A 14,062-nucleotide genomic window follows, 5' to 3' on the forward strand; every position below is an offset into this window, starting at 1 on the left:
GACCCGAGCCCCCGATAGCGTCTGTATCCGGCTGCCTTTGACCTTGTCAAAGTACGCACTATTCAGTAAGATCCGCCGTCTAATTTACAGGGCGGCCCCTGAGGCTATTAAAGAATGACAACTTTTACTGCAAAACCGGAAACAGTTCAGCGCGACTGGTTTGTCGTCGACGCCGCTGGTCAGACCCTGGGTCGTCTGGCCACTGAAGTCGCCAGCCGTCTGCGTGGCAAGCACAAGCCTGAATACACCCCGCACGTTGATACCGGTGACTACATTGTCATCATCAACGCTGAGCAGGTACGTGTTACCGGCAACAAAGCGCAAGACAAAATGTACTACCGTCACTCCGGTTTCCCAGGCGGTATCAAGTCTTCCAACTTTGAAGGCCTGATCTCCAAGAAGCCTGAAGCCCCGATCGAAATCGCGGTCAAAGGCATGCTGCCTAAGGGCCCACTGGGTCGCGATATGTTTCGCAAGCTGAAAGTCTATGCGGGCGCTGTACACCCTCATGCTGCTCAGCAGCCCCAAGAACTGAAGTTTTAACGGAATAGTTCATTATGTCGGCGACTCAAAATTACGGCACTGGCCGTCGCAAAACCGCAACCGCACGCGTTTTCCTGCGTCCGGGCACTGGTAACATCTCGATCAACAACCGCACTCTGGAAAACTTCTTCGGCCGCGAAACTGCCCGCATGGTAGTTCGTCAGCCGCTGGAATTGACCGAGACCGTTGAAAAGTTCGACATCTACGTCACCGTTATCGGTGGCGGTGTAAGTGGTCAAGCTGGCGCAATCCGCCACGGTATCACTCGCGCTCTGATGCAGTACGACGAAACCCTGCGTGGCGCTCTGCGCAAAGCTGGCTTCGTAACTCGCGATGCTCGTGAAGTTGAACGTAAGAAAGTCGGTCTGCGTAAAGCGCGTAAGCGTCCGCAGTACTCGAAGCGTTAATTCGCTTTACGTTCCACAAAAACGCCCAGTCTCCTCACGGAGCTGGGCGTTTTTTATTGCCTGCGATTTATGCAGATTTTTCGCCGTGACAACTTGCCACATCCGTAGACCCCCTATACTACAAGGCCTGGGGGGAGAGGCCCGGGCAATTCCCTTGTCATACGTGTGGCTTTTCATTACCATCCGTCAAAATTTTTATAAGTAAAAGATTCAATACTTAGTAGACGCCTGATTTAACAGGCCAAAAAGCTGATGGGAGAGGACTGAATGAGCAATGACGGCGTGAATGCAGGCCGGCGTCGCTTCTTGGTAGCAGCCACATCCGTGGTGGGTGCTGCAGGAGCGGTGGGGGCTGCGGTCCCGTTCGTGGGGTCATGGTTTCCCAGTGCCAAGGCGAAAGCCGCAGGTGCACCGGTGAAGGTGAATGTCAGCAAGATCGAGCCAGGCCAGCAGATGATTGCTGAATGGCGCGGCCAGCCGGTGTTCATTGTTCGTCGTACGGAGGAAATCCTGGGGAATCTCAAGAAGATCGAAGGCCAGTTGTCTGACCCAAAATCCGAGAAGTCCGACCAACCCGCCTACGCCAAGAATGAAGCACGTTCGATCAAGCCGGAGATCCTGCTGCTGGTCGGTCTGTGTACCCACCTGGGTTGCTCACCTACCTTTCGCCCGGAAGTCGCTCCCGTCGACTTGGGTAAAGATTGGGTCGGCGGTTATTTCTGCCCCTGCCACGGTTCGCATTACGACCTCGCCGGCCGCGTCTACAAGTCTCAGCCCGCACCCTTGAACCTGCCGGTTCCTCCGCATACCTACGAAACTGACGACATCATTGTCATTGGCCTCGATAAGGAGAACGCGTGATGAGCAAGTTCATGGATTGGGTGGATGCGCGCTTCCCCGCCACTAAAATGTGGGAAGACCATCTCAGCAAGTATTACGCACCGAAAAACTTCAACTTCTTCTACTTCTTCGGCTCCCTGGCACTGCTGGTGCTGGTAAACCAGATCGTCACCGGTGTCTGGTTGACGATGAGCTACACCCCGTCGGCGGAAGAGGCGTTCGCCTCCGTCGAATACATCATGCGTGACGTCGAGTACGGTTCGATCCTGCGCCTGCTGCACTCTACCGGCGCATCGGCGTTCTTCATCGTCGTCTACCTGCACATGTTTCGTGGCTTGCTCTATGGTTCGTACCAGAAGCCGCGCGAGCTGGTGTGGGTGTTCGGCATGCTGATCTACCTGGCGCTGATGGCTGAAGCCTTCATGGGCTACCTGCTGCCATGGGGCCAGATGTCGTACTGGGGCGCCCAGGTGATCATCTCGCTGTTCGGTGCGATTCCGGTGATCGGCAACGACCTGACTCAGTGGATCCGTGGTGACTACCTGATCTCCGGCATCACCCTGAACCGCTTCTTCGCTTTGCACGTCGTCGCCTTGCCGATCGTGATCCTGGGCCTGGTGGTGTTGCACATCCTGGCACTGCATGAGGTGGGCTCCAACAACCCGGATGGCGTGGACATCAAGAAGCACAAGGACGAGAACGGCATCCCACTGGATGGCATCCCGTTCCACCCTTATTACACCGTCAAAGACATTGTCGGCGTGGTCGTGTTTCTGTTCGTGTTCTGCTCGATCGTGTTCTTTTTCCCGGAGATGGGTGGTTATTTCCTGGAGAAGCCTAACTTCGAACAAGCCAACGCTTTCAAGACGCCCGAGCACATTGCGCCGGTCTGGTACTTCACGCCGTTCTACGCAATCCTGCGTGCAATCCCCGACAAACTCATGGGCGTGATCGCCATGGGCGCGGCGATTGCGGTGCTGTTCGTGCTGCCGTGGCTGGATCGCAGCCCGGTCAAGTCCATGCGCTACAAGGGTTGGCTGAGCAAGATCTGGCTGTGGGTGTTCTGCATCTCGTTCGTGATCCTGGGTGTGCTGGGCGTATTGGCGCCAACCCCTGAGCGTACGTTGCTGTCGCAGGTCTGCACCTTCCTGTACTTCGCCTACTTCATTCTGATGCCGTTCTACACCCGGCTCGAGAAGACCAAACCGGTTCCGGAAAGGGTGACTGGCTGATGAAAAAATTATTCGTTGCATTAGTGCTTGCGGCCTTGCCGCTGCTGTCTTTGGCCGCCGAACATGGCGCGGAACTGGAAAAAGTCGACATCGACGTCTCCGATAAAGCCGCTTTGCAAGATGGTGCACGCACGTTCGCCAACTACTGCATGGGCTGCCACAGCGCCAAGTTCCAGCGCTACGAGCGGGTTGCCGATGACTTGGGCATCCCCCATGAGTTGATGCTGCAGAACCTGGTGTTCACCGGTGCCAAAATCGGCGATCACATGAACATCGGCATGCAACCGGCGGATGCCAAGGCGTGGTTCGGCGCAGCACCGCCCGACCTGACTCTGGTGGCTCGCGTACGCGGCACCGACTGGCTCTACGGCTACCTTAAATCCTTCTACGAAGACCCGGCTCGCCCTTGGGGAGTGAACAACAAAGTGTTCCCGAACGTCGGTATGCCTAACGTTCTGGTCGGCCTTCAGGGTCGACAAGTGGTAGGATGCAAGCAGGTTCAGGTCGTTGAAGACGGCAAGAAGCAATATGATCCGTTGACCGGCACGCCGCTGACTCATGAAGCGTGCGATCAACTGACCATCGTGCCCAAGACCGGCACGCTGAACGAAGAGCAGTTCGACGAGAAGGTCAAGAATCTGGTGACCTTCCTGGCCTACTCGGCCAATCCGGTCAAACTGCAGCATCAGCGCATCGGTACTTACGTCTTGCTGTACCTGGCTTTCTTCTTCGTATTCGCCTATCTGCTCAAACGCGAGTACTGGAAGGATGTGCATTGATCCAACCGTAAGCAATTGCTGTTAATCTTGCGCGCCCAGCGGCATCTCTGAACACGTAGCGCCGGTTGTACCGGACGTTACAGAGATGCTCTCTGGGCGCGCTCGTTTTTGAGCTTTCGATAATTTCAACAAGCGAGGAGGACCGCCATGGGCGTGACCAACCGGTTGGCCTGTTACTCCGACCCCGCCGACCACTATTCCCATCGAGTACGCATCGTGCTCGCAGAGAAGGGTGTCAGCGCCGAGATCATCAGTGTGGAGGCGGGCCGTCAGCCGCCGAAACTGATCGAAGTGAACCCTTACGGCAGCTTGCCCACCCTGGTCGATCGTGACCTGGCGTTGTGGGAGTCAACCGTGGTGATGGAATACTTGGATGAGCGTTACCCACATCCCCCTTTGCTGCCGGTGTACCCGGTCGCGCGTGCCAACAGCCGCCTGCTGATCCATCGGATCCAGCGTGACTGGTGCGGGTTGGTGGATGTGATTCTGGATTCACGTTCCAAAGAAGCCGCTCGGGTGCAGGCGCGTAAGGAATTGCGTGAAAGCCTGACCGGTGTTTCGCCGCTGTTCGCCGATAAACCTTTTTTCCTCAGCGAGGAACAAAGCCTGGTGGATTGCTGCCTATTACCCATACTCTGGCGCTTGCCGATTCTGGGCATTGAACTGCCACGGCCGGCCAAGCCGCTGCTTGATTACATGGAGCGCCAATTTGCGCGTGAGGCTTTCCAGGCGAGTCTGTCTGGCGTCGAACGCGATATGCGCTAAGGCTTAAGGAGCCGTTGATGAACTCCAGTCGACCTTATCTGGTCCGCGCGCTCTATGAGTGGATTGTGGACAATGATTGCACCCCGCACATGCTGGTGAACTCTGAATTTCCGGCGGTTCAGGTTCCGCAGGGTTTTGCCAGCGACGGACAGATTGTATTGAATGTATCGCCCAGTGCCGTGCGCCACCTGCACATGGACAACGAGGCGGTCAGTTTCGAAGGGCGTTTTGGCGGTGTGCCGCATACGCTGTTCGTGCCGATTGGCGCCATCCTCGGGATTTATGCCCGTGAGAACGGGCAAGGCATGGTGTTCGATCTGGAATCGCCTTTCGAGGACGACGACACGATCGAAGGCGAAGGCGGCGATGATATGCCGCCACCGGATAACGAGCCGCCGCGCCCCACTGGCCGGCCGAGCTTGAAAGTGGTGAAGTAAGGGGCTGCTGCCTTCGGGCGAGCCTGAAAAAATGCCTCGGCGGTTGCCGGGGCATTTTTTTGCCTGTGGGACAGGGATGAAAGTCGCGACAGGAACGGTGATCGTACAACCGCCATGGGCTATGATGCGTGTTCAGCTCACCGAGAAAGATGATTCATCATGGAAAACGCCAACGCCGCCCCACGTCTCCCCCGCAAGCGCCGCAGCCTTGCCCAGGAATTGGTTACGGTGTTGTCCGAACAAATCCGCGACGGCCAGCTCAAGCGTGGCGACAAGCTGCCCACCGAGTCGGCGATCATGGAGGCCCATGGCGTCAGCCGTACCGTGGTGCGCGAGGCGATCTCGCGCTTGCAGGCGGCGGGGCAGGTGGAGACGCGTCACGGTATCGGTACTTTTGTATTGGACACGCCAAGCCCGAGCGGTTTCCGCATTGACCCGGCTACTGTAGTGACGTTGCGCGATGTGTTGGCGATTCTGGAGTTGCGTATCAGCCTGGAAGTGGAATCGGCAGGCCTGGCTGCCTTGCGCCGCAGTGATGAACAACTGGCGGCGATGCGTGCCGCCCTCGATGCGCTGAATGAAAGCGCGGCCCATGCGGGTGACGCAGTGGCGTCAGACTTCGCGTTCCACCTGGAAATTGCGCTGTCCACCGGCAACCGTTACTTCACCGACATCATGACTCACCTGGGCACCAGCATCATTCCACGTACCCGCCTCAATTCGGCGCGCCTGGCTCATGATGACCAGCAGCACTACATGGGGCGTTTGAGTCGCGAGCATGAAGAGATTTATGAAGCGATCGCCCGCCAGGATTCGGACGCGGCGCGGGCGGCGATGCGGCTGCACTTGACCAACAGTCGCGAGCGGCTGCGCCATGCCCATGAAGAGGCGGAGGCGCAGCGGGGTTAAGCCTCTGCCCCCGTAGGAGCGAGCTTGCTCGCCAAAGACTCAGAAGCACCGCGTTTATTCAGAGCGTGCGCTGTGGCCTCAAGATCTTCGCAAGCAAGCTCGTTCCTACAAAGGAAAGCAGCCGTTAGCTGGCGGGTTGATTGGGCTCGTAGTCCTTGAGCAACAAATACGTACTCCACCCCCACCAATCATCCGTCCAACGCTTGTCGTTCAAGTCATTGACCTGCTTGCGCCGCAGCACCTTGTCCCCCTCCATCCTGAACAGCGGCGAGAAGTTATTCGCCGGATTCTGCGCCGCCCTCAGGTCCGGCACATACAACGATGCCTTGAAGTTAGCCGGGGAGGGCGCGACACCGCTGATGAAGGTTTCGAAAATGTCATCCGCCGAAGCCTGCACCGCACGTTTGACCTGCACCCGATTGTCCGCATCAATAGCGTCGAAATAGCGTTTATCTCCATAGGCGTGCCACTGGTCTCCCATGGCGTTGCTTACCTTAAGCCCGAACTTGCTGTCTTCGTCATGCATGAAGCGGCTGATCAGCGACCCCAGCTCTCCAGGCGTGACCTCTGCCGCCAGTTGCTTGCGTGGGACGCGCAGGTGGCCGGCGGAAAACAGGTCGGTGAGGAAGTGATCGGCAAAGCTGTTCATGGCGTACGCCAATTCCAATGCCTGGTCGGTGCCGGTTTGATGAGCGGCCAGCGCCTGTTGCAGGGCCGCAGTATGGCCAGCCAGGTAGGCGGACAATGCCCATTCGCCGAAATGGTCGGCATTGTCCGCCGCCAGTTTCAGATAGCGCCCCAGAGGGACCAATGCAGACACCGCGCTGCCGCCACCGGTGATGCGATTCCACTCCTCGGACAACGTATCACCCAGGTCGTCATAGGCTTGATGGGGTTGCTTGCCGTCTTTAATAGCCTGTTTTACTGCATTGATCTCTTTTTGCATCACCGCGAGGATCTTGCCGGCTTCTTCCCGCGAAGCAGGTAGCACCGCCAGTGAATCGAAGGCCGCGGTGAAGCGTTGCACGCGGTCGGCAGGGGAGGTGCCATCGCTGATAGGTCGGCCGGGGATACCATAAAAGTCGCCACCCAGAGCAAGCACTTGACCATAGGTGAGGGCCAGTCCGTTGGGCAAATGCAGTTGCACGTCTCGCGCCGGGATCGATGCGGCGTCCTTGGCAAAACGCAACAGCGTGTCGTCGCCGATGGCGGTGTGCTCACCACCTTCAAAGCGCAGGGTAGGGGGCGTCTTTGTGGGGGCGGGGTATCGAAGGCCTGACATGTTAGCTCCTTGCTATGTCGTAAAAAATGTCCATTTAACTGTATGTGTATACAGTTGTGTCGAGCATAGGACGGAAATTTCTTACGTCAAGGAACGCGTTTCAACGGCACGCTTCGGACAAGCGTCGATGAATTGCAGTTGACGAATTATTTTATAGTTGTACGATGACGTACGACATCACTTAAACCAACAACAACGCTTTCTTCAGAAAGTATTCGCCAGGGTGTTCGAATAATGAATCCACAAGAACTGAAGTCCATCCTCTCTCACGGTCTGCTGTCTTTTCCCGTGACCGATTTCAATGCCCAGGGTGACTTTCACCAGGCGGGCTATATCAAGCGTCTGGAATGGCTGGCCCCCTATGGCGCCACCGCCTTGTTCGCTGCAGGCGGCACCGGTGAGTTCTTCTCCCTCGCTGCCAGCGAATATTCCCAAGTGGTAAAAACCGCCGTCGATACCTGCGCCACCAGCGTGCCGATCCTGGCCGGTGTGGGAGGGTCGACCCGCCAGGCCATCGAGTACGCCCAGGAAGCCGAACGCCTCGGCGCCAAAGGCCTGCTGTTGCTGCCGCACTACCTGACTGAAGCCAGCCAGGACGGCGTTGCCGCCCACGTTGAAGCGGTATGCAAATCGGTCAAAATTGGCGTGGTGGTGTACAACCGCAATGTCTGCCGCCTGACCGCACCGTTGCTGGAACGCCTCGCCGAGCGCTGCCCGAATCTGATCGGCTATAAGGATGGCCTGGGCGACATCGAGTTGATGGTGTCGATCCGCCGTCGTCTCGGCGACCGTTTCAGCTACCTCGGCGGCCTGCCGACTGCAGAGGTTTACGCCGCTGCCTACAAGGCCCTGGGCGTGCCGGTATATTCTTCGGCGGTGTTCAACTTCATCCCGAAAACCGCGATGGATTTCTACCACGCGATTGCCAAGGATGATCACACCACTGTTTCCAGAATCATTGACGATTTCTTCCTGCCTTACCTGGACATCCGTAACCGCAAGGCCGGTTATGCCGTGAGCATCGTCAAGGCGGGTGCGAAGATTGTCGGCTACGACGCCGGCCCAGTGCGCACTCCGCTGACCGATCTGCTGCCGGAAGAATACGAAGCCCTGGCCGCGCTGATCGATAAGCAAGGCGCGCAATAACTTATCAACAAGGCCGCTGAGCAATCAGCGGCCTTTTGCGTCAGGAGAAGATTCGTGTCCCAAGCAAAGCGTTTCGAAAACTACATCAACGGTGAATGGGTAACCGGCGCCGACTACTGCACCAATACCAACCCGTCGGATCTTTCCGATGTGATCGGCGAATACGCCAAGGCTGACGTCGCCCAAGTCAACGCCGCGATCGACGCCGCCCGCGCGGCATTTCCGGCCTGGTCCACGTCCGGCATCCAGGCGCGCCACGATGCGTTGGACAAAGTCGGCAGCGAAATCCTCGCCCGCCGCGAAGAGCTTGGCACCCTGCTGGCCCGGGAAGAGGGCAAGACGCTGCCCGAAGCCATCGGCGAGGTGACCCGCGCCGGTAACATTTTCAAATTCTTCGCCGGTGAATGCCTGCGCCTGTCTGGCGACTACGTGCCATCGGTGCGCCCGGGCGTCAACGTTGAAGTCACCCGTGAAGCCCTCGGCGTTGTCGGCTTGATCACCCCCTGGAACTTCCCGATCGCCATCCCCGCCTGGAAAATCGCCCCGGCCCTGGCCTATGGCAACTGCGTGGTGATCAAGCCGGCCGAATTGGTACCGGGCTGTGCCTGGGCCCTGGCCGAAATCATTTCCCGCGCCGGTTTCCCGGCCGGGGTATTCAATCTGGTGATGGGCAGCGGTCGCGTAGTGGGCGATGTGTTGGTCAACAGCCCGAAAGTCGACGGCATCAGCTTTACTGGTTCGGTCGGTGTAGGTCGCCAGATCGCCGTCAGCTGTGTATCGCGCCAGGCCAAGGTGCAGTTGGAAATGGGCGGCAAGAACCCGCAGATCATTCTCGACGACGCCGACCTCAAGCAGGCCGTCGAGTTGTCGGTGCAGAGCGCGTTCTACTCCACCGGCCAGCGTTGCACCGCTTCCAGCCGCCTGATCGTCACCGCCGGCATACACGACCAGTTTGTCGCAGCCATGGCCGAACGCATGAAGTCGATCAAGGTCGGCCACGCCCTCAGCAGCGGTACCGACATTGGCCCGGTGGTCTCCCAGGCCCAGTTGGACCAGGACATGAAGTACATCGACATCGGCCAAAGCGAAGGTGCGCGGCTGGTCAGCGGTGGCGGTCTGGTGACCTGCGACACCGAGGGCTATTACCTGGCGCCGACGCTGTTCGCCGACAGCGAAGCCGCTATGCGCATCAGCCGTGAAGAGATTTTCGGCCCGGTGGCCAACGTGGTGCGCGTGGCCGACTACGAGGCGGCGCTGGCCATGGCCAACGACACCGAGTTCGGTTTGTCGGCAGGCATCGCCACCACTTCGTTGAAGTACGCCAACCACTTCAAGCGCCATTCTCAGGCCGGCATGGTAATGGTCAACTTGCCGACCGCCGGTGTGGACTATCACGTTCCGTTCGGTGGCCGTAAGGGTTCATCCTACGGCTCGCGTGAGCAGGGTCGCTATGCGCAAGAGTTCTACACCGTAGTAAAGACCAGCTATATCGGGTCGTAACACCCGTTTCACTGTAGGAGCGAGCTTGCTCGCGAAGAACGTCAACGATTAAGCGGGCATTCAGGATGCCCGCGGTGCCTGTGAGTTTTTCGCGAGCAAGCTCGCTCCTACAGGGGGCGGCACCCAGCAAGACATAACCATTACCCGCAAAAAAAATAATTAGTGGGAGTACTTCTATATGCAAGCGACCAAGCCGACCCACGTCCGCTATTTGATCCTGCTCATGCTGTTTCTGGTGACCACGATCAACTACGCCGACCGTGCCACCATCGCCATCGCCGGTTCCAGCCTGCAAAAAGACCTCGGCATCGACGCGGTTACCCTCGGCTATATCTTCTCTGCATTCGGTTGGGCCTACGTCGCCGGGCAAATTCCCGGTGGCTGGCTGCTCGACCGGTTCGGCTCGAAAAAAGTCTATGCCCTGAGCATCTTCACCTGGTCACTGTTCACCGTGCTGCAAGGCTACGTCGGTGAGTTCGGTATCTCCACTGCCGTCGTTGCGCTGTTTATGCTGCGCTTCATGGTGGGCCTGGCCGAAGCGCCATCCTTCCCGGGTAACGCACGGATTGTGGCGGCCTGGTTTCCGACTGCCGAACGCGGTACCGCGTCGGCTATCTTCAACTCGGCGCAATACTTCGCCACGGTGTTGTTCGCACCGCTGATGGGCTGGATTGTTTACCGCTTCGGCTGGCAGCACGTGTTTATCGTAATGGGCGTGATCGGCATCGTCTTCTCGCTGATCTGGCTGAAAGTCATCCACAGCCCGCGCCAACATCCGATGATCAACGAAGCCGAGTTCAATCACATCGCGGCCAATGGCGCGATGGTTGATATGGACCAGGACAAGGGCAAGGGTAAGAAAACCGACGGGCCGAAGTGGGATTACATCCGGCAATTGCTGACTAATCGCATGATGCTCGGCGTTTATCTGGGCCAGTACTGCATCAACGGCATCACTTACTTCTTCCTGACGTGGTTCCCCGTGTACCTGGTGCAAGACCGTGGCATGACCATTCTCAAGGCTGGTTTCATTGCCTCGTTGCCGGCGATCTGCGGCTTTATCGGTGGCGTGCTGGGCGGGGTGATTTCCGACTATCTGCTGCGCAAGGGCCATTCCCTGACCTTCGCCCGCAAGGCGCCGATCATTGCGGGCCTGCTGGTGTCCAGCAGCATCATTGCGTGCAACTACGTCGACGTTGAATGGATGGTGGTGGGCTTCATGGCGCTGGCCTTCTTTGGCAAGGGCGTTGGCGCACTGGGCTGGGCGGTGGTGTCCGACACTTCGCCGAAACAAATCGCCGGCCTCAGTGGTGGTTTGTTCAATACCTTCGGTAACCTGGCCTCCATCACCACGCCGATTGTCATTGGCTACATCATCGGCACTACTGGCTCGTTCAAATGGGCCCTGGTGTTTGTGGGCGCCAATGCCCTGGTGGCGGTGTTCAGCTACCTGGTAATCGTCGGCCCGATCAAGCGCGTGGTGCTCAAGGAGCCGCCAAGCAAAGGCCCTGAGTTGACCCACCTTTCCCAAGCGCATTCCTGAGGTTCGTGTGATGCAGTTGATTGAACATGCCGACTCGCCGCGCTCGATTCGTTTGCACGAGCGCGACAATGTGGTGATCGTGGTGAACGATCAGGGCGTACCGGCCGGGACCGAATTCCCGGACGGCCTGGTCACAGTGGATTTCATCCCCCAGAGCCACAAGGTGACCCTGGAAGATATCCCTGAGGGCGGTCGGATCATTCGCTACGGCCAGACGATTGGCTATGCATTGGCGCCGATCCCGCGTGGCAGCTGGGTACAGGAAGACCAGTTGCGCATGCCCACCGCGCCGCCGCTGGACAGCCTTCCGCTGTCCACCGAAGTGCCTGAAACCCAGGCGCCGCTCGAGGGGTTTACGTTTGAGGGCTATCGTAACGCCGACGGCACCGTGGGCACGCGCAACATCCTGGGTATCACCACCACGGTGCAGTGCGTGACCGGCGTGCTGGACCATGCCGTCAAGCGCATCAAGGATGAATTGCTGCCCAAGTACCCCCACGTCGATGACGTAGTGGCGCTGACTCATAGCTACGGCTGCGGCGTGGCGATTACGGCCACGGATGCCTACATCCCGATCCGTACCGTGCGCAACCTGGCGCGTAACCCGAACCTGGGCGGCGAAGCGCTGGTGATCAGCCTGGGCTGCGAGAAATTGCAGGCCGGGCAAGTGATGCACGACAACGACAGCTCTGTCGACCTGAGCGAGCCTTGGCTGTACCGGTTGCAGGATTCCAGCCATGGCTTTACCGAGATGATCGAGCAGATTATGGCGCTGGCCGAGGTGCGCTTGAAAAAGCTCGACCAGCGCCGCCGCGAAACGGTGCCGGCGTCCGAGCTGATCCTGGGCATGCAATGCGGCGGCAGTGATGCGTTCTCCGGCATCACCGCCAACCCGGCGCTGGGTTATGCGTCAGACCTGCTGCTGCGTGCCGGCGCGACGGTGATGTTTTCCGAAGTGACAGAAGTCCGTGACGCTATTTACCTGCTGACTTCACGGGCTCAAAGCAAGGAAGTTGCCCAGGAGTTGGTCAGGGAAATGGACTGGTACGACCGTTACCTGGCCAAGGGCGAGGCGGATCGCAGTGCCAATACCACGCCCGGCAACAAGAAGGGCGGGCTGTCGAATATCGTCGAGAAGTCGTTGGGCTCCATCGTCAAATCCGGCAGCAGCGCGATCAACGGCGTGCTCGGCCCAGGCGAACGCTTCAAGGGCAAGGGCCTGATTTTTTGCGCAACCCCGGCCAGTGACTTTGTGTGCGGCACCTTGCAACTGGCGGCGGGAATGAACCTGCATGTATTCACCACCGGGCGTGGCACGCCTTACGGCTTGGCAATGGCGCCGGTAGTGAAGGTCTCGACGCGCACCGAGCTGGCGCAGCGCTGGCCGGACCTGATCGATATCGACGCCGGGCGCATCGCCACCGGGCGCGCGAGCATCGAGGAGCTGGGCTGGGAGTTGTTTCACTTCTACCTGGACGTGGCCAGCGGCAGGAAACAGACGTGGGCAGAGCGGCATAAGCTGCATAACGACATCACCTTGTTCAACCCGGCGCCGATTACCTGAGATCGAGTCGCCTGCTTCGCGAGTAAGCCCGCTCCCGCAACGGCCGAGCTCCAGCTTTGGAATGCGGTCGAATGTGGGCGCGGGCTTGCTCGCGAAGGCGTCCTACCAGACGCAGCGGGGCTGCATGGCTTATCATTAGCCCCCTGACGACGCTCACCAAGGTTCTCCCCGGCATGCTGGCAATTTTCCTCACCACTCTCACCATCACCGCGCCGGTGTTTGCCATGCTGTTCCTCGGTGTGCTGCTCAAGCGCATCAACTGGATCAACGACAACTTTATCCACACCGCCTCGTCCCTGGTGTTCAACGTCACCATGCCGGCGCTGCTGTTTCTCGGCATCCTGCATGCCGACCTGCATTCAGCGCTCAAGCCGGGTTTGCTGATTTACTTTTCCGTGGCCACGTTGGTGAGCTTTGCCATGGCGTGGGGCTGGGCGATTTTTCGCTGCAGGCGCGAAGACCGGGGCATTTACACCCAGGGCGCGTTTCGCGGCAACAACGGGGTGATCGGCCTGGCGCTGGCTGCCAGCATGTACGGCGACTACGGTATTTCTCTCGGTGCGATCCTCGCGGCGTTGGTGATCCTGTTCTATAACACCCTGTCGACCATTGTGCTGGCGGTGTACAGCCCGGTGATCAAGTCCGACCCGTGGAGCATCTTCAAAAGTGTGGTGGCCAACCCGCTGATCATCAGTGTGGTCGTCGCAGCGCCGTTTGCCTATTTCCAGCTCGGCCTGCCCGGTTGGCTGGAAAAATCCCTGGGGTATCTGGCGGACACGACACTGCCTTTGGCGCTGATCTGCATAGGCGGCACCTTATCCCTGGCGGCGCTGCGCAAGAGCGGCAAGCTGGCATTGAGCGCAAGCCTGATGAAGATGGTCTGGCTGCCGGTGATCGCCACGTTGGGTGCGTGGCTGCTGGGTTTCCGTGGGCCGGAGTTGGGGATTTTGTTTCTGTATTTTGGCGCGCCGACGGCGGCGGCGAGCTTCGTGATGGCCAGGGCGGCCGAGGGGAATCACGAACTGGCGGCAGCGATTATTGTGATCACCACGTTGATGGCGGCGGTGACCACGAATATCGGCATCTTCGTGTTGCAGGCCGGTGGCTGGATCTGA

General features: G+C 58.8%; 14 protein-coding genes. 13 read left to right on the forward strand and 1 reads right to left on the reverse strand.

The genetic code is table 11. From position 1 onward, the window contains the following. The first annotated feature begins 114 nt into the window (after nt 1–114). The 8 genes from rplM to Q1V60_RS04120 all read left to right on the forward strand — a co-directional run bounded on the left by rplM (nt 115) and on the right by Q1V60_RS04120 (nt 5,912). Nucleotides 115–543, forward strand: coding sequence for a 50S ribosomal protein L13 (gene rplM, locus Q1V60_RS04085; protein ID WP_003171742.1), 429 nt, complete (start codon nt 115–117; stop codon nt 541–543). 14 nt (nt 544–557) lie between these two features. Beyond that, on the forward strand, nt 558–950 hold the full coding sequence (gene rpsI / locus Q1V60_RS04090) for a 30S ribosomal protein S9 (protein ID WP_003216038.1): 393 nt from the start codon (nt 558–560) through the stop codon (nt 948–950). Between the two features lie 267 nt (nt 951–1,217). Beyond that, on the forward strand, nt 1,218–1,811 hold the full coding sequence (gene petA / locus Q1V60_RS04095; protein ID WP_300627637.1) for a ubiquinol-cytochrome c reductase iron-sulfur subunit: 594 nt from the start codon (nt 1,218–1,220) through the stop codon (nt 1,809–1,811). Further along, on the forward strand, nt 1,811–3,022 hold the full coding sequence (locus Q1V60_RS04100) for a cytochrome bc complex cytochrome b subunit (RefSeq protein WP_003188526.1): 1,212 nt from the start codon (nt 1,811–1,813) through the stop codon (nt 3,020–3,022). Before petA ends, Q1V60_RS04100 begins: the two co-directional genes overlap by 1 nt. Beyond that, entirely contained in the window at nt 3,022–3,801 is a 780-nt protein-coding gene (locus Q1V60_RS04105) for a cytochrome c1 (RefSeq protein WP_300627639.1), read from the forward strand. Before Q1V60_RS04100 ends, Q1V60_RS04105 begins: the two co-directional genes overlap by 1 nt. A 147-nt stretch (nt 3,802–3,948) precedes the next feature. Further along, nucleotides 3,949–4,566 carry a glutathione S-transferase N-terminal domain-containing protein gene (locus Q1V60_RS04110; RefSeq protein ID WP_084376331.1) on the forward strand — a complete coding sequence of 206 codons (618 nt, stop codon included), beginning with the start codon at nt 3,949–3,951 and terminating at the stop codon, nt 4,564–4,566. 17 nt (nt 4,567–4,583) lie between these two features. Next, entirely contained in the window at nt 4,584–5,003 is a 420-nt protein-coding gene (locus tag Q1V60_RS04115; RefSeq protein WP_300627643.1) for a ClpXP protease specificity-enhancing factor, read from the forward strand. A gap of 159 nt (nt 5,004–5,162) precedes the next feature. Continuing rightward, complete coding sequence (locus Q1V60_RS04120) at nt 5,163–5,912, forward strand: FadR/GntR family transcriptional regulator (protein ID WP_124434970.1); 750 nt, start codon at nt 5,163–5,165, stop codon at nt 5,910–5,912. A gap of 124 nt (nt 5,913–6,036) precedes the next feature. On the opposite strand, the gene Q1V60_RS04125 is transcribed toward Q1V60_RS04120, so the two are convergent. Further along, nucleotides 6,037–7,194: a phospholipase gene (locus tag Q1V60_RS04125; RefSeq protein ID WP_300627645.1), complete on the reverse strand. Its 1,158-nt coding sequence runs from the start codon at nt 7,192–7,194 to the stop codon at nt 6,037–6,039. Nucleotides 7,195–7,428: 234 nt separating this feature from the next. On the opposite strand from Q1V60_RS04125, the gene kdgD reads away from it, so the two are divergent. The 5 genes from kdgD to Q1V60_RS04150 all read left to right on the forward strand — a co-directional run bounded on the left by kdgD (nt 7,429) and on the right by Q1V60_RS04150 (nt 14,062). After that, complete coding sequence (gene kdgD, locus Q1V60_RS04130; RefSeq protein WP_300627646.1) at nt 7,429–8,340, forward strand: 5-dehydro-4-deoxyglucarate dehydratase; 912 nt, start codon at nt 7,429–7,431, stop codon at nt 8,338–8,340. A 54-nt stretch (nt 8,341–8,394) separates the two neighbouring features. Continuing rightward, nucleotides 8,395–9,840, forward strand: a complete 1,446-nt coding sequence (locus Q1V60_RS04135) for an aldehyde dehydrogenase family protein (RefSeq protein WP_300627648.1) — start codon at nt 8,395–8,397, stop codon at nt 9,838–9,840. A gap of 178 nt (nt 9,841–10,018) precedes the next feature. Continuing rightward, entirely contained in the window at nt 10,019–11,383 is a 1,365-nt protein-coding gene (locus Q1V60_RS04140; protein ID WP_300627649.1) for an MFS transporter, read from the forward strand. A gap of 10 nt (nt 11,384–11,393) precedes the next feature. Continuing rightward, nucleotides 11,394–12,947 carry a galactarate dehydratase gene (garD, locus tag Q1V60_RS04145; protein ID WP_300627651.1) on the forward strand — a complete coding sequence of 518 codons (1,554 nt, stop codon included), beginning with the start codon at nt 11,394–11,396 and terminating at the stop codon, nt 12,945–12,947. Nucleotides 12,948–13,120: 173 nt separating this feature from the next. Continuing rightward, nucleotides 13,121–14,062 (forward strand): AEC family transporter, encoded by a 942-nt coding sequence (locus tag Q1V60_RS04150; protein WP_300627652.1) that lies wholly within the window; start codon nt 13,121–13,123, stop codon nt 14,060–14,062.

Source organism: Pseudomonas sp. (assembly GCF_030147005.1).
In the GTDB taxonomy this organism is placed as follows: Bacteria; Pseudomonadota; Gammaproteobacteria; order Pseudomonadales; family Pseudomonadaceae; genus Aquipseudomonas.

Excerpts from the sequence above, each read along its gene's own strand:
- rplM (WP_003171742.1), top strand. The coding sequence starts at position 115 with ATGACAACTTTTACTGCAAAACCGGAAACAGTTCAGCGCGACTGGTTT.
- rpsI (WP_003216038.1), top strand. The coding sequence starts at position 558 with ATGTCGGCGACTCAAAATTACGGCACTGGCCGTCGCAAAACCGCAACC.
- petA (WP_300627637.1), top strand. The coding sequence starts at position 1,218 with ATGAGCAATGACGGCGTGAATGCAGGCCGGCGTCGCTTCTTGGTAGCA.
- Q1V60_RS04100 (WP_003188526.1), top strand. The coding sequence starts at position 1,811 with ATGAGCAAGTTCATGGATTGGGTGGATGCGCGCTTCCCCGCCACTAAA.
- Q1V60_RS04105 (WP_300627639.1), top strand. The coding sequence starts at position 3,022 with ATGAAAAAATTATTCGTTGCATTAGTGCTTGCGGCCTTGCCGCTGCTG.
- Q1V60_RS04110 (WP_084376331.1), top strand. The coding sequence starts at position 3,949 with ATGGGCGTGACCAACCGGTTGGCCTGTTACTCCGACCCCGCCGACCAC.
- Q1V60_RS04115 (WP_300627643.1), top strand. The coding sequence starts at position 4,584 with ATGAACTCCAGTCGACCTTATCTGGTCCGCGCGCTCTATGAGTGGATT.
- Q1V60_RS04120 (WP_124434970.1), top strand. The coding sequence starts at position 5,163 with ATGGAAAACGCCAACGCCGCCCCACGTCTCCCCCGCAAGCGCCGCAGC.
- Q1V60_RS04125 (WP_300627645.1), bottom strand. The coding sequence starts at position 7,194 with ATGTCAGGCCTTCGATACCCCGCCCCCACAAAGACGCCCCCTACCCTG.
- kdgD (WP_300627646.1), top strand. The coding sequence starts at position 7,429 with ATGAATCCACAAGAACTGAAGTCCATCCTCTCTCACGGTCTGCTGTCT.
- Q1V60_RS04140 (WP_300627649.1), top strand. The coding sequence starts at position 10,019 with ATGCAAGCGACCAAGCCGACCCACGTCCGCTATTTGATCCTGCTCATG.
- garD (WP_300627651.1), top strand. The coding sequence starts at position 11,394 with ATGCAGTTGATTGAACATGCCGACTCGCCGCGCTCGATTCGTTTGCAC.
- Q1V60_RS04150 (WP_300627652.1), top strand. The coding sequence starts at position 13,121 with ATGCTGGCAATTTTCCTCACCACTCTCACCATCACCGCGCCGGTGTTT.